This is a genomic window from Streptomyces muensis, assembly GCF_021474425.1.
GTDB lineage: Bacteria > Actinomycetota > Actinomycetes > Streptomycetales > Streptomycetaceae > Streptomyces > Streptomyces muensis.
In genome coordinates, this window is the sequence record NZ_JAKEIP010000081.1 from 11883 (window position 1) to 32040 (window position 20158).

Genomic DNA, 20158 nt, shown 5'->3' on the forward strand with positions numbered 1-20158 from the left:
AGGAATGATCTAATTTCTCGGTCTGATTCCCACCGCTGACGGGAGAGGGCGGGGTACGGACCGTGACAGCAGAGGGCGTTCAGGACGACGCGGGTACTCGACCGGAGTTCGCCGTACTGGGGTCTCTGGAAGTCCGCGTCGGCGGCGAACTCCTGCCCCTCAACAGCGCGTTGCAGCAACGCGTCCTCGTGACGCTGCTCCTGGAAGCCGGGCGCGTCGTGCCCCTCTCCCGCCTGATCGCAGCCGCATGGCAGGAGGAACCGCCGGACAGCGCCGAGCACCAGGTGCGCAAGACGGTGGCCAAGCTGCGCGGCCGCATTCCGCACGGCCACGACATCATCGTCACCGACGGGTCGGGATACCGCGCGGTCGTCGACACCGGGGAACTCGATCTCCTGTGCTTCCAGCGACTGTTGAGTCAGGCGAGGGAGTCACTGGAGGCGCGAGAGCAGGAGCGGGCGGTCGCGCGGTTCCGGGAGGCGCTGGCGCTGTGGCGAGGTCCGGTGCTCGCCGGATCCGGAGGCCGTGTGGTCGACGCCGCCTCGACCGCGCTGGAGGAGCAGCGGCTCACCGCCGCCGAGCAGCTCTACGGTCTGCTCCTCGACGCGGGCGAAGCCGCCGGGATCACGGGCGAGCTGCGTGCCCTGGTCGACGAGCATCCGCTGCGTGAGACGCTGCGCAGCCGGCTCGTGCTCGCCCTGTACCACTCCGGCCAACAGGCGGCCGCACTCGACGAGTTCACCCGGGCCCGGGAGCAGCTCGCCGACGAGTTGGGCATCGATCCCGGCGCGGAACTGACCGCACTCCACGAGCGCATCCTGCGCCAGGACCCGTCGATCTCCCGCCCGGATCGCGCAGCGGCCCCCGCCGTCCCGCACCAGGAGACCGAGGCTCCGCACGCACTGCCGTTCGACGTGCCCGACTTCTCCGGCCGCAGCCACGAGCTGCAGTGGATCTGCGAGACGGCCCGCCGCGCCCAGGAGGGCTCGCCGACGGTCCTGGCCCTCGACGGCATGGGCGGCGGCGGCAAGACGACCCTCGCCGTCCGGGCCGCCCACCAGCTGGCCGAGCAGTACCCGGACGGCAATCTCTTCATCGACCTGCACGGCTTCACACCGGGCCAGACGCCGCTCAGCCCGTTCCAGGCACAGGGCGACCTGCTCGCGGCCGCCGGCATTCCCAGCGAGGAGATCTCCACGGTGCCGGCCGGGCGGGCCGCGCGGTGGCAGTCCTATATGCGGGGCCGTCAGATGCTCCTCGTCCTGGACAACGCCGCCTCGTCCGAGCAGGTGCGGGAGTTGATCCCCGCCTTCTGCGACAGCCTGGTCCTGATCACCAGCCGCCCGCGGCTGACCGGACTGGACGGCGCCGAGTGGCTCTCCGTGGGCGCCCTTCCGGAGCTGGACAGCCACCAGATCCTGCGCAACACCCTCGGTGCCGAACGCGTAGAGCGGGAGCCGGACTCGGCCCGTGAGCTGCTGCGGCTGTGCGGCGGGCTCCCGCTGGCCGTCAGGATCGCGGCAGCCAGGCTGGCGAACCGTCCGCGCTGGAGCGTGCAGCGACTCGTCGAGCGGCTGCGGGACCACAACCGGCGGCTGGACGAACTCACCAGTGAGGGAAGGGGAGTCGCGAGCGCACTGCTGCTGTCGTACCAGTCCATGCCGCGGGAGCAGCGAACCGCCTTCCGGCTTCTGGGCCACCACCCGGGGCGCTATCTGGACGCCGACGAAGCCGCCGCGCTCCTGGACACCGATGCCCTGACGGCCGAGGACGTACTGGAGGAACTGGTCGACATCCGGCTCCTCGAGGCCAGGGAGCCGGGGGTGTACGCCCTGCACGACCTGGTGCGCAGCTTCGTCCAGCGGGTCGCGCAGGGTGAGCGGGCACCGGAGGACGGGCAGGCGACGGAGCGACTGCTCGACCACTATCTGCGCACGGCGGAACTCGCCTGCGACACCCTGTTTCCCGGGCGGCGCCGCGTCGGCGGAACCGACGAGGAAGACATGCCCGGCAACGGGTTCGGCCACAAGGACAGGGCCCTGCAGTGGCTCGACCAGCACCGCGAGAGTCTGCTGGCCGCGGTGGACGCCGCGTACGACGAAGGGCTGCTGTGGCATGCCGCGCGGCTGCCGCGCGAGCTGGGCTTCCACTCCAGCATTCGCGGCTACGACGCCAGTGCGAACGTAGCGCTGGAGAAAGGTGTCAAGGCGTCCACTCGGCTCGGGGACCCGTCGTTGGCCCGGCTGAACCTGATGAACCTGGCCATGGGCAAGTGGCGGCTGGGGCAGTTGAGCGGCGCGGTAGCCCGCCTCGAGGAAGCCGTCGACCTGTCCCGGCAGATGGAGGACGAGCACAGCGAGGCGGAGTGCCGGGCCCGCCTCGGACAGGCGTACAACAGCATGGGGGAGCTGGAACGCGCGCTGCAGCTGAGCCAGGAGGCCAGCAAGCGTGCGCGGGAGCTCGGCTTCACCCGGCTCGACGGTTCGTCGCTCAGCATGCTGAGCCTGATCCAGGTGCGGCTCGGGCGGTTCGAGGAGGCGGTGGAGTCGGCGGAGCGGGCGGTGGCCATCTTCGACTCGATCAAGGAGGTGCAGCTCTCCGTGTCGGCGCTGAGCTATCTCTCCCAGGCGGTCGAGGGCCTGGGCCGCTTCGAGGAGGCGCTCGCTCGGACCGACGCGGCACTGGAGCGGTGCCGGCGGATGAACATGCTCTCGGAGTTGCCGCTGGTACTCGCCCGCAGAGCGGACGTACTGGTGCGCATGGGCGAGCTGGAGGAGGCGGCGGACAGCTCCGACCACGCACTCGCCAAGGCCACCAGCAGCACCGGCGACATCCACCGTGCCGCCGTGCACCTGTCGGTCGGGCGGGTGCGGTACGCGCAGAGTGACCTGGACACGGCGAAGGACCAGCAGCTGCTGGCCCATGAGATCGCCTGCCGTATGGAGCTGCGCTATGACGAGGCGTGCGCGCTGTGGGGCCTTGCCCGCACCGCGGAGGCCCAGGGGGACGCGCGGCTCGCCCGGGAGCACCGCGCGGCGGCGGACAACCTCTTCTCCCTCATGAAGGTGCCGGAAACCGCCAGGTGAGCGGGGGTGCGCCGGGTGGCTCACGGCGCGGGGACCGGGCGGGTGTCCGGAGGGGAACGAGCCGGGAAGACGGATCGGCAGCATCAGCGGAGTCGAACGGATTCGTCCTTCAAAGGAGTTCACTCATGCGCGCCACTCCGATCGCCGCCGCTGTCCTCGCTCTCGGAGCGTTCGTCGGCGGATTCACGGGTTCTTCCGACGCCACCGCGCCGGAGACCGTTCACGTGAGCGCTGTCGCCTCCACGCCGTTGACGGCCGGAAGCGTCCAGTCGGAGGACAACCACGGGAACGGATGAGCGTCGAGCGGCGACACGACTGTCGGAGAGGGAGAGCTGCATGTTCGACGTCCTGGGAATGGACGCCACGGCCGAGGTGGTCTACCGCGAGATGCTGGCGCACCCGCAGGACGGTGTGGCCGATCTGATGTACCGCCTCCAGCTGACCGAGCAGGCGGTACTGACAGCACTCGACACCCTCAGCGAACTGGCTCTGGTACGGCATTCCTCCGAAGACCTCCAGCGTTTTCACGCGGTTGACGCACATCTCGCCGCGGAAATCCTGCTGGCGAGGCAACGCGCCGAACTGGCCGCGCAACAGCAGCGTGTGCAAGAGGCACAGGCTGCCGTCGTACGGATCAAATCGGAGTTCACCCACGAAGGTGGCGGAGACGAGTTGCAGCGCCTGAAGGGGGTCGACCGCGTCCGCGACTACCTGGCGAATTTGTACGACAGGGTCGAGGACGAGGTACTGACATTCGCTCCGGGCGGAGCCCAGACGGCGGCCAATGTGCGCAACTCGCGCCCGCTCGCAGAGGATCTGCTGGAGCACGGCGTGCGGATGCGCACCGTGTATCTCGACAGCGCCCGCAACGACCCCGTCACGGTGGCGCACGCGGACTGGCTGGCCGCGCTCGGCGGGCGAATTCGCACTGTCCCCGCATTACCGAACCGCATGATCATCTGTGACCGGAGAATCGCGATCGTCGCCGCCGACTCCGATGACACGGGCGCCGGCGCCGTGGTTCTGCAGACGCCAGGAGTGGTCTCATCGCTGTGTGCCCTGTTCGAAAGCGTCTGGCAGTCCGCCCGGCCGATGGGTGCGACCGCTGTGCCCGCCGATGAGCAGGGTCTGAGCCCTCAGCAGATGGAAGCCCTACGGCTGTTGTCGCTCGGGCACACCGACGAGTCCGTCGCGGCGCGGCTGGGCGTGTCGGCCCGTACGGCACGTCGTATCGCCACGAAACTCATGGGCCACCTCGGCGCGCGAAGCCGCTTCCAGGCCGGCGTGCAGGCGGCCGCGCGAGGACTCTTCCGGCCTTGATGGTCCGGACAGTCGCTGGTCGACGGGCAGCCGAGGGACAGTTGCCTCATGTACCTCGTCCATCTCGCACTTGTCCCCCCAGGCGATGCCCCCCTGCCGGCTGACATCAGGCAGGTACTCGAAGCCACCGCACCGGACGTCCTCGAACACGTCAGCGTGCACCGCCGGGCATGGCCTCACCCTGTCATCGGTCTCTTCCTCCGCGTCGCCTCTCTGAACGAGGCCGAGACGACCGCGGAGCGGATCTGGGAACGCGCCGCGGCCGCGTCCCCGCAACTTGCTGAATGGTGCCTGCGACGCGCTGAAGTACCTCTCGTTTCCGGCTTCGGGACTGATTAGGTCAGGACCGATTCAGTCCACCGGTCACTTCTTCCGTCGTCGCCCAAAAGCTCACAGAATCAAGGCAGTTGGCGAACAAGACAGCTGGAGAACGAAGCAGCTGGAGAGGCGAGCGATGAAATACCAGATATCCATCCCGGAAAGCTCACTCGCGGAGAAGCGAGTCGTATGCCTCGGGCTCGATGACGGCGGATGGCAGTGATCGATATGACTACCTCGAAGGTCCACATCCAGGGAATCACGATGTCAGCGCTGGCCGAGGAGTTCGGCACCCCGCTGTTCGTCTACGACGCGGACATCCTGGAAAGCACGTACCGCAAGCTGCGCGGCGTACTCCCTTCCGGTGTCGACGTCTTCTACTCCCTCAAGGCCAACCCCAACATCAGCGTCTGCGCACTGCTGAATTCTTTGGGCACCGGCGCCGAGGTTTCCTCCTATGCCGAACTGACCACCGCGCTACGAGCCGGGGTCGCACCGCGGGACATCATCTTCCTCGGCCCCGGCAAGGACGAACGGGAACTCGTCGCGTGCGTCGAAGCCGGAATCCACGCGGTCGTCTGCGAGTCGCTCGAGGAACTCGACCTGCTGGACTCGCTGCTGGCGAGGGCCGGCCGTGACGAGTTCCCGGTGCTCCTGCGAGTGAACCCTGCCTTCAGCAGCAAGGGGTCAGGGCTGGCCATGGGCGGCAAGCCCCGGCAGTTCGGCATCGACGAAGGCGAACTGCGTGACTCCAAGCACCGGCTCGCCGCCCTGCGCAACATCCGGGTGAAGGGGGTGCACGCCTATATGGGGACGCGGTTCCTGAACCACGACGACGTCGTCCACAACACCCGGCAGATCCTGGCCACCGCGGAGGAGCTGGCCGGTCGGCTCGGCTTCCCCCTGGAAACCGTGGACTTCGGCGGCGGGCTCGGCGTCGCCTACTTCGACAACGAGGAGGACCTGGACCTCGACGCGCTGGGGGCCGGACTGGCGGACGTTCTGTCCTCCTTCTCCGCGCGCAACCCGCACTGCCGGACGATCATGGAGCTGGGCCGGTTCCTGACCGCCATGGCCGGCACGTACGTCGTCCGGGCCCGCTATGTGAAGGACTCCATGGGAGAGAGCTTCGTGGTCGCCGACGGTGGCACCAACCACCACATGGCCGCCGTCGGCGTCGGGAGCTTCGTCAAGCGCAACTTCCCGATCCGCCACCTGGAGAACCGCTCTGCCGGAGCGCTGCGGCCCTACACCGTGACCGGACCGCTGTGCACCCCCAACGACGTGGTCGCCAAGAAGGTCCGGCTGCCGGAGGTCCGGCCAGGAGACCTGCTGGCGGTGGAGCGGTCCGGGGCCTACGGGCCCACCGCCTCACCCGGGCTCTTCCTCAGCCACGGCTTCCCGGCCGAGGTGCTGGTGCACGGCGGGCGGGCCCATCTGGTCCGAGAACGCGACAGCACAGAGGATCTGCTGGCCAAGCAGCACCTCGTCGATTTCCGCACCGCATCCGGATGAACACCGCGGCAGGCCAGGCCGCCCGGATCGGACTGGATGTCCTCGACTGCTCGGAACTCCGACGCCTGGTCGAGCGCCCCTGGTTCCTGCGCTTCGCCTTCGCCCCTGAGGAACTCGCCCACGCCGAGACCCTCGGTGCCCATCGGCTCCTGGAGTTCCTGGCCGGCCGGTTCGCCGCCAAGGAGGCCGTGTTCAAGGTCCTGGGGATCGGCTTCCTCCAGGGAGTGGCACCGCGAGAGATATGTGTGGAGCACACCTCGCACGGTGCCCCCATCGTCCACCTGCGAGGGCGGGCCGCCCAGTTGACGCCGACCTTCGTCTCGGTGTCCATCACCCACAAACAGAACGTCGTAGCCGCCGTCGCCATCGGCTTTCCCTGGGATGCCGGTGCGCAAGCCGAAAACGGACGAAACAAATCAAAGGAGCCTGACGCCGTGTCGCCGCCCAACACCAACACGACCGCCACCGTCCAGCACAACGCCCGTGAGGAACGAGCCCCGGAGACCAGCGAGACCAGCCAGAGCAGCCAGACATCCGAGTCGGCGACCACCGAGACCACCGCCTTCCTCCGCGTACGGATCGGCCAGGAGGAGGCCCACTACGGGGGCGACCTGGTGGACGGCGCCCGCATCCTGCGGCTGTTCGGCGATCTGGTCACCGAGATCACCATCCGCACGGACGGCGACGAGGGGCTGCTGTCCCAGTACACCGACCTCCGCTTCACCGCCCCCGTGAAACCGGGCGACTACATCGAGGCACGCGGGCGGCTGGTACGACGGACCAGGCTGCGCCGGGTGGTCGAGCTCCAGGCGCACAAGGTCCTCAGCGCCCGCCCGGGAGCGGGCGAGAGCGTCGCCGCGGTCCTCGACGCGCCCCAGCTCGTGTGCACCGCCACCGCCACCACCGTCGTCCCCCACCGCAGGACGGACCCGCAGACCTCCCTCAACCCCACTGCCGAGGAGACCTGATGACCCGCCCAGCCCAACTGCTGCACGAACTCCTCGACCAGGCCGCCGAGCGCAGCCCGCACTCCGTCGCGCTCAGCACACAGGGCGGCAGCCTCACCTACGGCGAACTCGCCGAGGCCAGCGTGCGCATGGCGGGCCGCCTCCACGTGGAGGGCCTCAAGCGCGGCGACCGTATGGTCGTCACCGCGTCGGACGGCCTCGGCATCGCGCTTCTCGTGTACGCCGCGTCCCGCCTCGGCATCGTCTTCAGTGTCCTGCACGAGCAGGTGCGCGGCGGCCCGCTGGAGCACGTGGTGAAGGACTGCGAGCCCGAACTCCTGGTGTCCGACGACCCGGAAGTGGCCCACACCGCGATCCGGCACCATCTGACGTTCCTGAGGATCGAGGAGCTGGTGCGCGCGGCTCTCGACCCGCGGACCGTCTCCGCCCCGCTGCCCGAGAACCCCGGCACTCTCACCGTCGACCCGGTCAGTCTGATCTACACCTCCGGCACCACCTCCCTGCCCAAGGCCGTGGTCAGCACCCACCAGCAGGTCCTGTTCTCGGCGACAGCCATCCAGGCCTGCCTGGACTACCGCGCCGACGACGTCGTGTACTGCCCGCTGCCGCTGTCCTTCGACTACGGTCTCTACCAGGTGTATCTGTCCGCGCTCAGCGGCGCCCGGCTCCACCTGGGCACGGTCGCCGAGGCCGGCCCGCCGCTCCTGCGCAGTCTGGAAGCGGCCGGCGCCACGGTCCTGCCGGGCGTGCCCTCCGTCGCGGACCGCCTCGCCTGGCTCCTGCGCCGCGGCACCGGAAGGCTCGGCAGGCTGCGACTGCTCACCAACACCGGCGCGGCCCTGTCCGACAGCACCATGTCCGCGCTGCGCGACGCGCTGCCCCAGCTGCGGATCCAGGTCATGTACGGCCTGACCGAGTGCAAGCGCACCGCGATCATGCCGCCCGACGGCGACCTGACCCACCCCGGGTCCTGCGGCATCCCGCTGCCCGGCACCGAGGTCTTCGTCATCGGCGACGACGGCGAGCGCCTGCCGGCGGGTGAGATCGGCCAGTTCGTGGTCCGCGGACCGAACGTCATGGCCGGCTACTGGCGGCGCCCCGAGCTGACCGCCGAGCGTTTCCCCCGCACGGGGGGACTCTTCCCCGAGCTGCGCACCGGCGACTACGGCTGGCAGGACAAGGACGGCTACCTCTACTTCTCCGGCCGCCGGGACGACCTGTACAAGGAGCGGGGCTTCCGTCTCAGCGCCACGGAGGTCGAGGCCGCCGCGACTCGTGTCGACGGGGTGACCTCCGCCGCCGTACTGCCGCCCGAGGGCAGGCGGACCGCGATCCTCGCGGTGGTCGCCGACATCACGGCGGACGAGGTGCGCGAGGGCATGCGCGACCACATCGAGCCCTTCAAGATCCCGCGCCGCTGCGTCCGTCTCGACGCCCTGCCCACCAACGGCAACGGCAAGGTCGACCGCAAGAAGCTGGCCGCTCTGGTCGAGCAGACCCCGGCCACCTCGGTCATCACCGAGGCGCTGCAGGCCCGCCTCGCCCACTGATCCACCCCCGCACCCGATCACAGCAACTCCTCACCAGACGTAAGGACATGACCATGGACCGCCAGAACGTTCTCACCGCCCTGGAGAAGGCCCTCACCGACGTCCTGGAGCGTCCCGTCACCGGTCTGACCGGTGATGTGAAGCTCTTCGACGATCTGCACCTCGACTCCACCACCATGCTGGAGATGCTGATGGCCCTGGAGGACTCCATCGGCCTGGTCGTCGACCCGGAGGACCTGGACGCGGACGACTTCGTCTCGGTGGACACCTTCACCGACTTCGTACTCGCCTCACGGCTCGGGCAGGTCACGGCATGACACTCACCCAGCCCGACCTGAGCGTCTTCACGACCCTGGAGTCGGAGGTCCGCAGCTACTGCCGCAGCTGGCCCACCGTGTTCGACCGTGCTCGGGGCAGCCGTATGCACGACGAGGACGGACACGAGTACCTGGACTTCTTCGCCGGCGCCGGATCGCTCAACTACGGCCACAACAACCCGGTGTTGAAGCGCGCCCTGCTCGACTACCTGGAGCGCGACGGTGTCACCCACGGCCTGGACATGTCGACCACGGCCAAGCGCACGTTCCTCGAGTCCTTCCAGAACATGATCCTGCGCCCACGGGACCTGCCGTACAAGGTCATGTTCCCGGGTCCGACGGGCACCAACGCTGTCGAAGCCGCCCTCAAGCTGGCGCGCAAGGTCAAGGGGCGCGAGACGGTCGTCTCCTTCACCAACGCCTTCCACGGCATGTCGCTGGGCTCCCTGGCGGTGACCGGCAACGCCTTCAAACGGGCCGGCGCCGGCGTCCCGCTCGTGCACGCCACTCCCATGCCCTTCGACCACTACATGGACGGGACGACGCCGGACTTCCTGTGGTTCGAGCGGTTGCTCGGGGACCACGGGTCCGGGCTGGACCGGCCGGCCGCGGTGATCGTGGAGACGATCCAGGGCGAGGGTGGCATCAACGTGGCTCGCCCGGAGTGGTTGCGCGCCCTCGCTCAGCTCTGTCAGGAGCATGACATGCTGCTGATCGTCGACGACATCCAGATGGGCTGCGGCCGCACCGGAGCGTTCTTCTCCTTCGAGGAGGCCGGCATCACCCCGGACATCGTCACCGTCTCCAAGTCCATCAGCGGGTACGGACTGCCCATGTCCCTGTGCCTGTTCCGGCCGGAACTGGACGTCTGGGAGCCGGGCGAACACAACGGCACGTTCCGCGGCAACAACCCCGCCTTCGTCACCGCTGCCGCCACGCTCAACGCCTACTGGCACGACGACAAGCTGGAGCAGCAGACGCTGGCACACGCCCAGACCATCGAGGCCGCGCTGCGCGACACCGCCGCGCACCACAGCGGATCCGGCTACCGCGGCCGCGGGATGGTCTGGGGCCTGGAGCTCTCCGATCCCCGGCACGCCGGCCGTGCCGCACGCCGGGCCTTCGAGCTCGGGCTCCTCATCGAGACCTCCGGAGCATACGGCCAGGTCGTCAAGCTGCTGCCGCCGCTGACCATCACCGCCGACGAACTCGACGAAGGACTGCGCATCGCCCAACGCGCGGTCTTCGAAACGGCATGACCGCGCCCGTTACCACCGATCGAGAAAGGACCCACCCCACCATGACCGTCCGCTCCCTCCCGACAGAAACCGAGGCGGTGTGACCATGACGATCACCACCACCTCCGCGGCCGACACGCTCCAGGCCACCGGCGCCAACAAGCAGGCGGTCTTCCGGGCACCGGTGCCCGAGGACGGCCCGGCCGTGTGGAAGCTGGTCGAGAACACCCCCGGCCTGGACTCCAACAGCCTCTACTACTACACGCTGTGGTTCCGGGATTTCGCCGACGGTTCACTGGTCGCGACCGTAAACGACGAACTCGTCGGATTCCTCACCGGCTATCGCCGCCCCGACGAGCCCGACACGTACTTCGTCTGGCAAACCGCCGTCAATCCGCGCCACGGCATTCCCTTCCTCGGCGTGAAGCTCTTCCAGGCCGCGGCCGACCAGCAGGTGGCCAAGGGTGTCCGGTACGCCGAAGCAACGGTCTCCGCCGAGAACAAGTCGATCATCATGGTGCTGAAGCAGTTCGCCAAGAAGCACTCGGCGCACATGGAGACTCGCGTGCTGTTTCCCAGCAGCCTCTTCGCCGACAGTCACCACGACGAGGTCCTCTACCGCATCGGCCCCTTGAGCGCCCACTGATTTCGACGATCGGGAGTCGTCCGCCATGGCAGAACAGCCCACAACCATGTATCTCGACATCAGCGACGAACACTTTCGCATGGACTCGGAAGAAGTGCGGAAGGCGCGTGCGACACATTGGTACGCACGGACCGACTGGGGAATCGCCGTCCTCTCCTACGAGGACAGCAGCTTCCTCCTGAAGAGTCCTCGTCTGACCCAGGGGTCCGCCAAGTGGCCGTCTCAACACGGAGTGTTCGAAGGGCACTTCGACCGTTGGTGGCAGAAGACCCTGCTCGTGCTGGAGGGTATCGAGCACAACAGGATCCGGCGGCTGGTCAATCCCGCGTTCTCGCCGCGCCGGATAGAGCCGCTGCACTCCCGCTTCCGCGCTCTGGCGGACAGTCTCATAGACGAGTGGATCGATGACGGGCAGACCGAGTTCGCCAGTCGCTTCGCGGCGCCGTACGCGACCAGGATTCTGTGCATGCTGCTGGGCATCGACGAGCACGACTGGAAGAAGATCCATGAGCTCGCGTCCACGATCGGGCTCGGTCTCGGCATCACCATCCAGGAGAACATCGCGCAGATCGACGATGCCATCGTCGAACTCACCGAGTACGCGGAGTTCCTGGTGCGAAGCCGAAGGGAATCTCCCCAGAACGACATCCTGAGCACCCTGGTGGAGACGAGGGACGAGGACGCCGGCAAGCTCTCGGATCAGGAACTGATCAATCTCATCATCCTGCTCATTTTCGCGGGGATCGACACGACCCGAAACCAACTGGCCCTGTCCGTCGAAGCTTTCTCGAGGCAGCAGGACCAGTGGGAGAAGTTGGCCGCGGATCCCGATCGCTACTCCGCGAAGGCGGTCGAGGAGGCGCTTCGCGTCAATCCGATCGGCCGATGGATCTCACGCGAGGCGGCGGAGACGTTCCAGCACAAGGAGCGCACGATCGAGAAGGGTACGACCCTCCACCTGTTCACCCTGACATCGGCCACCGACCCCGCCGAATTCGACAACCCGGACCGCATCGACCTCGATGCCGACCGGTCACCTCACTTCGCGTTCGGTGGCGGACTGCATCACTGCCTGGGGCATTTCGTCGCCAGGGCGGACATCGGTGTGGCGCTCTCGGCGTTGGCCACGCGCATGACCGATCTGCGGGTGGGAGCAGACGCCGAGTGGCTGCCTGATTCCGGAAACACCGGCGCGAACAGGCTGCCGATCACCTTCACCCCTCGTTCCTGAATCACCTTCACGCCTGGAGGAGACCGTGAAGATCTTCGTTGATCGAATCAAGTGCCAGAACCACGGGCTGTGCGCGATTTCCGCTCCGGCCAACTTCGAGCTCGACACCGATGGTGAGCTTCAGTATCACGAGTCGTTCGATGAGGAACACATCGACGACATCGAGGACGCCATCGACTCCTGCCCGCTGCAGGCGATCCTTCTGAACCGTGATGCCGCATGACGCGTGGCGAGCCGTGCATCGGCATCGTCGGCGCCGGCATAGCCGGCCTGCGAGCGGCCAACGCACTGCTCAAATGCAAGGTCGACGCCAGGATCGTCATCTTCGGAGACGAGACTCACCGCACCTACAACCGGCCGGGTCTGACCAAGAAGCGGTATCCGTCGTCGGATGCCCCCGGAACGACCATCGCCGAGGACCTGAAGGTCAACGGAGTCGAGAACAAGGCTCTGACCTGGCGTCTCGACACCAGAGTCGAAACCGCGGACCTGCGTGAGAAGGTTCTGCGTCTGAGTACAGGCGAAACCTTCGCCTACGACGCTCTCGTCATCGCCTCGGGTGTGCGCCCGCGCACCTCGGTCGAGGGCGACAACGAGTGCGAGTTCCATGCGCACAGAACCCTGCGGGGTCTGGACGATGCGCAACACATTCATAGCGAGCTTCAGACCAGCAAGAAGGTCACGATCGCAGGCGCCGGATTCGTGGCTTGCGAGCTGGCTTCGCTGGCCAAGGAGTACGGCTGTGAAGTCGTCATGCTGGAGACACGGCGGCACGGGCCGTTCGAGAGCATTCTCGGCAGGCGCATCGCCATGGCACTCGGACGTTGGATCACACAGAATGGCGTCACGTTCCTGACGGGCGATTCCGCAAAGGAACTGCTTTGCGACCCGGGGGCGTCGAACCTGGAATCCTCGTCGGACCGCCCCCTCTTCATCGAGGCGATCGGCAGCGTTCCCAACGTGGAATGGCTTCGAGGAAACGGCCTGGACCTGTCCGACGGGGTACGCGTCGACGCATACATGCGCGTGCCGGAGCGTGAGGGCGTGTTCGCGGCCGGGGACATCGCCCGCTACCCCGACCCGTGGACGACAGAAGACCTCACGCGTATGGAGTTCTGGAAGAACGCGATCGACACCGGCGACCTTGCGGGGAGGTCCGTGGCGTCGTCTCTGGGCTACGACTCAAAAACCTCCCGCATCGGATACTTCCCCAGCATCGCCACTGAGGTATTCGGACTACGTATCCAGATCGCCGGCAACCCGAAGACATCCGACTCCATGGAGATCGTCCGTGGAGACCTGGACCAGTTGGACTGCGGCGTGCTCGTCAAGTTCCTTCGAGGGGAGGTCATGGTCGGAGCCGCTTACATGGACAAAGGCGCCCGGTTCAACAGCGTCTATATCGAGCTGTTGAAATCACTGAAAGCGCACTAGAAACAGGTCCGGTTCATGTCGTACATGAAGAATGACCAGGAGGGCTGTCATGCAGGTTCGTAGGCTTACGGACATCGAAGGCACGGAACGGGATGTCACGGCCGCAAGCGGCGCGTGGCGGAGCAAGCGTATTCTGCTCGCATCGGACGGATTCGGATACTCCGTGTCCGAGACGGTGGTCTACGCCGGAACTGAAACCGACATCTGCTATGCGAACCACGTGGAAGCGGTGTTCTGCATCTCCGGCAAGATGATTCTGATCGACCGGGACGAGAACGAAGAGCACATCATCGAACCCGGCACCCTGCACATTCTGGACGATGCCGACAACCACACGATCAAGCCGATCGTGGACAGCACGTTTCTGTGCATCTTCACGCCGGCGCTCACCGGACGTGAGGATCATGACGAGAACGGGGTCTATCCACTGCTGACGGAGGCATAGCGGCATCGAACATCAGACACATGGGTCCCCGTCAGTTCAGTGACGGGGACTCTGTGTTCGTACGACGGAAAGGAACCGATGGTGAAAGTCCTGTGGCTCACCGCTCATCCCGAACCCCGCTCCCTCAACGGCTCCCTGCATCGCGACGGCGTCCGGTTTCTCGAGGAACAGGGGCACGAGATACGCAGCAGCGACCTGTACGCGATGAAGTTCAACCCGGTCGTGACGGCCGACGACTTCTCCCACGCGGAAGGCGAGCGGCTGATCGTCGGCCACGCGGCACAGGAGGCCGTACGCCAAGGCGCGCTGGCTCCCGACATCACCGCCGAGCACGAGAAACTGTCCTGGGCGGACACGCTGATCGTGCAGTTCCCGCTGTGGTGGTACGGAATGCCCGCCATTCTCAAGGGGTGGTTCGACCGCGTCTTCGTCGGCGGTTTCGCCTTCGGCGTCCACGACGCGCAGGGGCGCCAGCTGCGCTACGGCGAAGGCGCGCTCGCCGGCAAGCGGGCCATGGTCGTCGTCAGCGCCGGCGCCCGCGAGGCGAGCCTGGGACCGCGCGGCATCAACGGTGCGCTCGACGACCTGCTCTTCCCCCTTCAGCACGGCACTCTGTGGTACGCGGGAATCGACGTCGTCCCACCGCTGCTGGTGCACGGGGCCGACCGCATGGACGCGGCGGCCTACGCCTGCCACGCGAACGCCCTGCGCGTGCGTCTGAAGGACCTCCCGCACACCGAACCGCTGCCTTTCCGCCACCAGAACGGCGGCGACTACGACGAAGACCTGGTCCTGCGCCCCGAACTCAGCCCACACATCACCGGATTGCCCGCCCACTACCGCATCGAGAGCTGAGCACGTCTTGCACATGACCTACGCTGCGATCATGCCCGGACCGACCCTCACCGCCGACGAAGCGCGCCGGATCTTCCTGCGCGCGCAGGGCCTGCTCGGATCTCCGTACGGCAGACGCGCCGATCCCCGGGCCGTACTGCGGCACCTGGGCGCCGTACAACTCGACACCATCTCCGTGCTGGCCCGCTCGCACGAACTGGTGCCCTACGCCCGACTCGGCGCGGTGGGCCGCGACGCGGTGGAGGCGGCGTACTGGCAGCAGACCCGCGCCTTCGAGTACTGGTCGCACGCCGCCTGTGTACTCCCCATCGACACCTGGCCGTTGTACGCCTTCCGGCGCCGGGCGTTCATCGAGCGCGGCCACCGCTGGCACAAGATGGCCGACAGCGAGCGCTCCTGCGCCGAGGTGCTGGCCCGGCTGCGCGGTGAGGGCCCGATGACGGCCACCGAGCTGGGCGGCGCGAAGAACGGCGGCCCCTGGTGGGACTGGTCGGAGTCGAAGATCGCCATCGAGTGGCTGCTGGACACCGGTGTGGTCGTCTGCACCGAACGCCGGGGCTGGAAGCGGGTGTACGACCTGGCCGAACGGGCGGTGCCCGCCGAGCTGTTGGCGCAGGACCTGGACGACGCGGCCTGCCTGCGCGAGCTCACCGCGCGGGCGGGGGCGGCGCTGGGGGTGGCCACGGTGAAGGATCTGGCGGACTACCAACGGCTGACGGTGGAACAGATCCGCTCGGCGCTGCCCGGCAGCGGCCTGGTCGAGGTCGCGGTCGCCGGCTGGGGCAAGGACGGCGGTACGGCTGCCGCCTGGGCCGATCCCGTCGCCCTGACGGAACAGCCGCGCGGCCGCCACCGCACCACGCTCCTCTCGCCGTTCGACTCACTGGTGTGGGACCGGGCGCGCACCGAACGGGTCTTCGGCTTCACCCACCGCCTCGAAGCGTATGTCCCCAAGGAGAAGCGGGTGCACGGCTATTTCGCCATGCCGCTGCTGTCGGGCGGGCGTCTGGTGGGCAGGGTGGACCCGGCGCGCGAGGGGCGGACGCTGGTGGCGCGTCAGATCTCGCTGGCCGGCGCCAAACACGTACCGGCGGCGGCGAAGGCGCTGCGGGAGGCCGCGGAGTGGGTCGGCTGCACACACGTACGCGCCGAGCGGGTGCTGCCCGAAAAGCTCGCCGCACCGCTCGCCACCGCGCTCGCCTCGTCCTGAACAGCCGATGTGCACGGCTTCCGGTCGCCCGCCGACGGACCCACCGTACGGCGCGGGCGACCGCACGACCCGGGAATCTTCGCTAGCCTCCCGAGCGTCCGGGCGTTCGAACGACGTACGCCTGAGCGCCCACGTAGGAAGCGGAGGCCTCGCATGACAGACAACGGATTACGGCTGGACACCAGCAAGCCCCACTCGGCCCGGATGTACGACTACTTCCTCGGCGGGAAGGACAACTACCCGGTCGACGCGGAGGCGGCCGAGCAGGTGGTCTCGCTCTTCCCGGACGTAAGGGACATGGCGCGGACCAACCGCCGGTTCATGCACCGCGCCTCTCGGCTGCTGGCCGAGCGGGGCGTACGCCAGTTCCTCGACATAGGGACCGGCATCCCGACCGAGCCGAACCTCCACCAGATCGTGCAGGGGATCACCCCCGACGCCCGCGTCGTGTACGCCGACAACGACCCGATCGTCCTGCGGCACGCCGAGGCGCTGCTGCACAGCACACGCGAGGGGAAGACCGCCTACGTCCACGGCGACGTACGGGAGCCGGGGAAGATCCTCGCGGCGGCGCACCAGACCCTCGACTTCAGCGAGCCGATCGCCCTGTCCCTGGTGGCGCTTCTGCACCTGGTACCGGACGAGGACGAACCGGCGCGGATCACAAGGGAGTTGATCGAGGCACTCGCGCCCGGAAGCTACGTGACGCTGTCGCACGCGACCGGGGACTTCGACCCGGAGACCTGGGAGCGCGTCGTCGAGGTCTACCGCAGAGGCGGCACCCCGGCGCAGGTCCGCTCGCACGAGTCGTTCGCCGCCTTCTTCACGGGCCTGGACCTGCTGGACCCCGGCGTGGTGCTCGCCGCGGCCTGGCATCCCGAACTCGGCGAACAGCCCGGGACCGACGACATACCGCTGTACGTGGGGGTCGCCCGCAAACCATGACAGGCCGACGTCCGGCGGATCGCACCACGACGACCCGATCCGCCGGACGGCACCACGATCACCGCCGTACCGGCGCTACGACAGCTGCGACTGCACCTGGGACGAGATCAACTCCAGGTGGTCCAGGTCATCGAGGTCGAGGACCTGGAGGTAGATCCGCCGCGACCCGATCTCCTGGTACCGGCCGATCTTCTCGACGACCTCGTCCGGGGAGCCGGCCAGCCCGTTGAGCCTCAGCTCGTCGACCTCACGCCCGATGGCGGCGGCGCGACGCGCGACCTCCTGCTCGTCCTTGCCCACGCACACCACGAGGGCGTTGGAGCAGACGAGGTCGTCGCCCTTGCGCCCGGCCGCCTCCGCGGCGGCGCGCACCCGCCCGAACTGCCGCTCACTGTCCTCGACGGAGGCGAACGGCATGTTGAACTCGTCGGCGTACCGGCCGGCCAGCCGCGGGGTGCGGGTGGCGCCGTGGCCGCCGATGAGCACCGGGATCTTTGCCTGCGCGGGCTTGGGCAGGGCGGGCGACTCACTCAGCGTGTAGTGCTCGCCCTTGAAGTCGAAGGTCGCTCCGGCCTCGGTCGCCCACAGTCCCGTGACGATGGCGAGCTGCTCCTCCAGCCGCCCGAACTTCTCCTTCGGGAACGGGATGCCGTACGCCTTGTGCTCCTCCTCGAACCATCCCGCGCCCAGGCCGAGTTCGACACGGCCGCCGGACATCTGGTCGACCTGGGCGACCTGGATGGCGAGCACGCCGGGCAGCCGGAACGTGCCTGCGGTCATCAGGGTGCCGAGCCGGATCCGCTTGGTCTCCCGTGCGAGACCGGCAAGGGTGATCCAGGCGTCGGTGGGTCCGGGGAGTCCGTCCCCGCCCCCCATCTTCAGATAGTGGTCGGACCGGAAGAAGGCATCGAATCCAAGGTCCTCCGTGGCCTTCGCCACGGTGAGGAGGGTGTCGTAGGTGGCCCCCTGCTGGGGCTCGGTGAAGATGCGAAGATCCATGCCTCCATCCTGCACGCCTCGGTCGGCGTCAACCGCGCGGGTTCCCCTGTCCCTCGCGTCCACGGTCGGGTGAATTCCGTCAATGCCCGTGCCGGGCCCTGGCCGGGCCAGTGACCGGCCCCGACGGTGATCGTTGGCTCGGACGGAGCCGGACCGTCCGGCGCCCGCCCCCGTCCTTCCGACCGCCGGGGCGTCAGCGTGTCGGCCCGCCGCCATGGGGGCCGGAGGCCCGAGGAGGCCGTCATGTCCGAGGAAAACGCACCACAGCACGCCGCCGGTGCCGGTCAGCCCAAGGGACTGCTGCAGCAGATGGAGGAGCTGATGGCGGCCCTGAACGCGGACCTGTCTGCCCTGGACGCGGACCTTCAGGCTACGGGGGCGTCTCGGCAGGACGGGGACGCCGGCTGACGACCGGCACGTCTCTCGCCCCCGCCGCCCCTACCCGTCCCATCCCTTGAAGGGGCTCCGCCCCTTCGACCCCGCCAGGGGGCTCCGCCCCCTGGACCCCCATCGGCCTCCGGCCTCGTCCTCAAACGCCGGACGGGCTGAATAGTGCCTGGCCTCGGCCCCCAACGCCTGACGGGCCGAAGATGCCTGGTCTCGTCCTCAAAGGCCGGACGGGCTGGAAGCGGTGTGGAAAGGTCGTGCCATGACCACCCCGCACACCACCACCGCCTTCCCCCTGGAGCCCACCCCGATCCATGTGGCCGACGAGGTCCTCGACGATCTGCGTACCCGTCTCGCCCTGACCCGGCCGCCGCTGGACGAGGGGAACGAAGACGGGGCCTACGGTGTCCCGGACAGTTGGCTGCGTGAGCTGGTCGCCTACTGGCGGGGCGGTTACGACTGGCGCAAGGCCGAGGCCGAGATCAACGCCTATGAGCACTACCGGGTGAGCGTCGCCGGGGTCCCGGTGCACTTCATGCGCAAGCCCGGCCGTGGCCCCCGTCCGATCCCGTTGATCCTCACCCACGGCTGGCCGTGGACGTTCTGGCACTGGTCGAAGGTGATCGACCCGCTGGCCGACCCGGCGGCGTTCGGCGGCGACCCCGCCGACGCGTTCGACGTGATCGTCCCGTCACTTCCCGGCTTCGGCTTCCCCGGCCCGCTCACCGGCTTTCCGGACGTCAACTTCTGGAAGGTCTCCGACCTCTGGCACACCTTGATGACCGAGACCCTGGGATACGAGAAGTACGCCGCCGGGGGCTGCGACATCGGCGGCATCGTCTCCAGCCAGCTCGGCCACAAGTACGCCGACGAGCTCTACGGCATCCACATCGGCTCGGGGCTGCCGCTCGACTTCTTCACCGGCCCCCGCGCCTGGGACTTCGCCCGCAACCGCCCCCTCACCGACGACCAGCCCGCCGACATCCGCGCCCGCATCATCGACCAGGACCACCGCTGGGCGTCCCACCTCGCCGTGCACATGCTCGACGGCGCCACCCTGGCCCACGGACTGAGCGACTCACCCGCCGGACTGCTGGCCTGGCTGCTGGAGCGCTGGAACGCCTGGAGCGACAACGGCGGCGACATCGAGTCCGTCTTCACCAAGGACGACCTGCTCACCCACGCCACGATCTACTGGGTGAACAACTCCATCGCCACGTCGATGCGTTACTACGCCAACGCCAACCGCTACCCCTGGACCCCCGCCCACGACCGCACCCCGGTCGTACAGGCCCCGGTCGGCCTCACCTTCGTCACGTACGAGAACCCACCCGGCATCCACACCGCCGACGAACGCGTCCAGGCCTTCAAGAACGGCCCGCAAGCCACCTGGTTCAACCACGTCAACGTCAACGCCCACGACCACGGCGGCCACTTCATCCCCTGGGAGAACCCCGACGCCTGGGTCAACGACCTACGCCGCACCTTCCACGACCGCAGGCCCTGAGTCCCGCCTGCCCCCACGGCGCAGCACGCGCGTACGGCGGCAAGGGGCCGTGTCGGGGGGTGTCCGCCCGCAGCGGCGGGCGTCAACGCCGAGTCCCCCCTTGAGGAACCGAGCCGCCCGACCGAGGACGGACACCCCCCGGCGCGGCCCCGACCCACAACCCACCGCAAGGCGGTACGCGAACCCC

The 20158-nt window shown here is 68.2% G+C and carries 19 protein-coding genes; 18 read left to right on the top strand and 1 reads right to left on the bottom strand.

What is annotated here, in order from left to right; genetic code table 11:
• The first annotated feature begins 62 nt into the window (after positions 1-62).
• The 16 genes from L0P92_RS20555 to L0P92_RS20630 all read left to right on the top strand — a co-directional run bounded on the left by L0P92_RS20555 (position 63) and on the right by L0P92_RS20630 (position 17078).
• Complete coding sequence (locus tag L0P92_RS20555; protein WP_234764258.1) at positions 63-3086, top strand: AfsR/SARP family transcriptional regulator; 3024 nt, start codon at positions 63-65, stop codon at positions 3084-3086.
• A 125-nt stretch (positions 3087-3211) separates the two neighbouring features.
• Positions 3212-3382, top strand: coding sequence for a hypothetical protein (locus L0P92_RS20560; RefSeq protein WP_234764259.1), 171 nt, complete (start codon positions 3212-3214; stop codon positions 3380-3382).
• A gap of 40 nt (positions 3383-3422) precedes the next feature.
• A complete protein-coding gene (locus tag L0P92_RS20565; protein WP_234764260.1) occupies positions 3423-4406 on the top strand; it encodes a helix-turn-helix domain-containing protein in 984 nt (327 codons plus the stop codon).
• Between the two features lie 546 nt (positions 4407-4952).
• Positions 4953-6239 (top strand): type III PLP-dependent enzyme domain-containing protein, encoded by a 1287-nt coding sequence (locus L0P92_RS20570; protein ID WP_234764261.1) that lies wholly within the window; start codon positions 4953-4955, stop codon positions 6237-6239.
• Positions 6236-7207: a holo-ACP synthase gene (locus tag L0P92_RS20575; RefSeq protein ID WP_234764262.1), complete on the top strand. Its 972-nt coding sequence runs from the start codon at positions 6236-6238 to the stop codon at positions 7205-7207. The genes L0P92_RS20570 and L0P92_RS20575 overlap by 4 nt, the downstream gene beginning before the upstream one ends.
• Positions 7207-8757 (top strand): class I adenylate-forming enzyme family protein, encoded by a 1551-nt coding sequence (locus L0P92_RS20580; protein ID WP_234764263.1) that lies wholly within the window; start codon positions 7207-7209, stop codon positions 8755-8757. The genes L0P92_RS20575 and L0P92_RS20580 overlap by 1 nt, the downstream gene beginning before the upstream one ends.
• A gap of 53 nt (positions 8758-8810) precedes the next feature.
• Complete coding sequence (locus L0P92_RS20585) at positions 8811-9074, top strand: acyl carrier protein (RefSeq protein ID WP_234764264.1); 264 nt, start codon at positions 8811-8813, stop codon at positions 9072-9074.
• Positions 9071-10333, top strand: coding sequence for a diaminobutyrate--2-oxoglutarate transaminase (ectB, locus tag L0P92_RS20590; RefSeq protein WP_234764265.1), 1263 nt, complete (start codon positions 9071-9073; stop codon positions 10331-10333). Before L0P92_RS20585 ends, ectB begins: the two co-directional genes overlap by 4 nt.
• Positions 10334-10418: 85 nt before the next feature.
• Positions 10419-10958 carry a diaminobutyrate acetyltransferase gene (gene ectA / locus L0P92_RS20595; protein WP_234764266.1) on the top strand — a complete coding sequence of 180 codons (540 nt, stop codon included), beginning with the start codon at positions 10419-10421 and terminating at the stop codon, positions 10956-10958.
• A gap of 25 nt (positions 10959-10983) precedes the next feature.
• Entirely contained in the window at positions 10984-12189 is a 1206-nt protein-coding gene (locus tag L0P92_RS20600) for a cytochrome P450 (protein WP_234764267.1), read from the top strand.
• 25 nt (positions 12190-12214) lie between these two features.
• Positions 12215-12412: a ferredoxin gene (locus L0P92_RS20605; protein WP_234764268.1), complete on the top strand. Its 198-nt coding sequence runs from the start codon at positions 12215-12217 to the stop codon at positions 12410-12412.
• The gene (locus L0P92_RS20610; RefSeq protein ID WP_234764269.1) at positions 12409-13623 is read left to right on the top strand and encodes an NAD(P)/FAD-dependent oxidoreductase; all 1215 of its coding nucleotides are present in this window, start codon (positions 12409-12411) and stop codon (positions 13621-13623) included. Before L0P92_RS20605 ends, L0P92_RS20610 begins: the two co-directional genes overlap by 4 nt.
• Positions 13624-13672: 49 nt before the next feature.
• Positions 13673-14068 (top strand): ectoine synthase, encoded by a 396-nt coding sequence (locus L0P92_RS20615; protein ID WP_234764270.1) that lies wholly within the window; start codon positions 13673-13675, stop codon positions 14066-14068.
• A gap of 81 nt (positions 14069-14149) precedes the next feature.
• The gene (locus L0P92_RS20620) at positions 14150-14923 is read left to right on the top strand and encodes an NAD(P)H-dependent oxidoreductase (protein WP_234764276.1); all 774 of its coding nucleotides are present in this window, start codon (positions 14150-14152) and stop codon (positions 14921-14923) included.
• 31 nt (positions 14924-14954) lie between these two features.
• On the top strand, positions 14955-16133 hold the full coding sequence (locus tag L0P92_RS20625; RefSeq protein WP_234764271.1) for a winged helix-turn-helix domain-containing protein: 1179 nt from the start codon (positions 14955-14957) through the stop codon (positions 16131-16133).
• 153 nt (positions 16134-16286) lie between these two features.
• Positions 16287-17078, top strand: a complete 792-nt coding sequence (locus L0P92_RS20630) for an SAM-dependent methyltransferase (RefSeq protein WP_234764272.1) — start codon at positions 16287-16289, stop codon at positions 17076-17078.
• 75 nt (positions 17079-17153) lie between these two features.
• On the opposite strand, the gene L0P92_RS20635 is transcribed toward L0P92_RS20630, so the two are convergent.
• Positions 17154-18077: an LLM class F420-dependent oxidoreductase gene (locus L0P92_RS20635; protein ID WP_234764273.1), complete on the bottom strand. Its 924-nt coding sequence runs from the start codon at positions 18075-18077 to the stop codon at positions 17154-17156.
• Between the two features lie 243 nt (positions 18078-18320).
• Here L0P92_RS20635 and L0P92_RS20640 point away from each other — a divergent pair, with 243 nt between their 5' ends.
• Both L0P92_RS20640 and L0P92_RS20645 read left to right on the top strand, forming a co-directional pair.
• Positions 18321-18485: a hypothetical protein gene (locus L0P92_RS20640; RefSeq protein WP_234764274.1), complete on the top strand. Its 165-nt coding sequence runs from the start codon at positions 18321-18323 to the stop codon at positions 18483-18485.
• A gap of 241 nt (positions 18486-18726) precedes the next feature.
• On the top strand, positions 18727-19971 hold the full coding sequence (locus L0P92_RS20645; protein WP_234764275.1) for an epoxide hydrolase family protein: 1245 nt from the start codon (positions 18727-18729) through the stop codon (positions 19969-19971).
• The last annotated feature ends 187 nt before the right edge of the window (positions 19972-20158 follow it).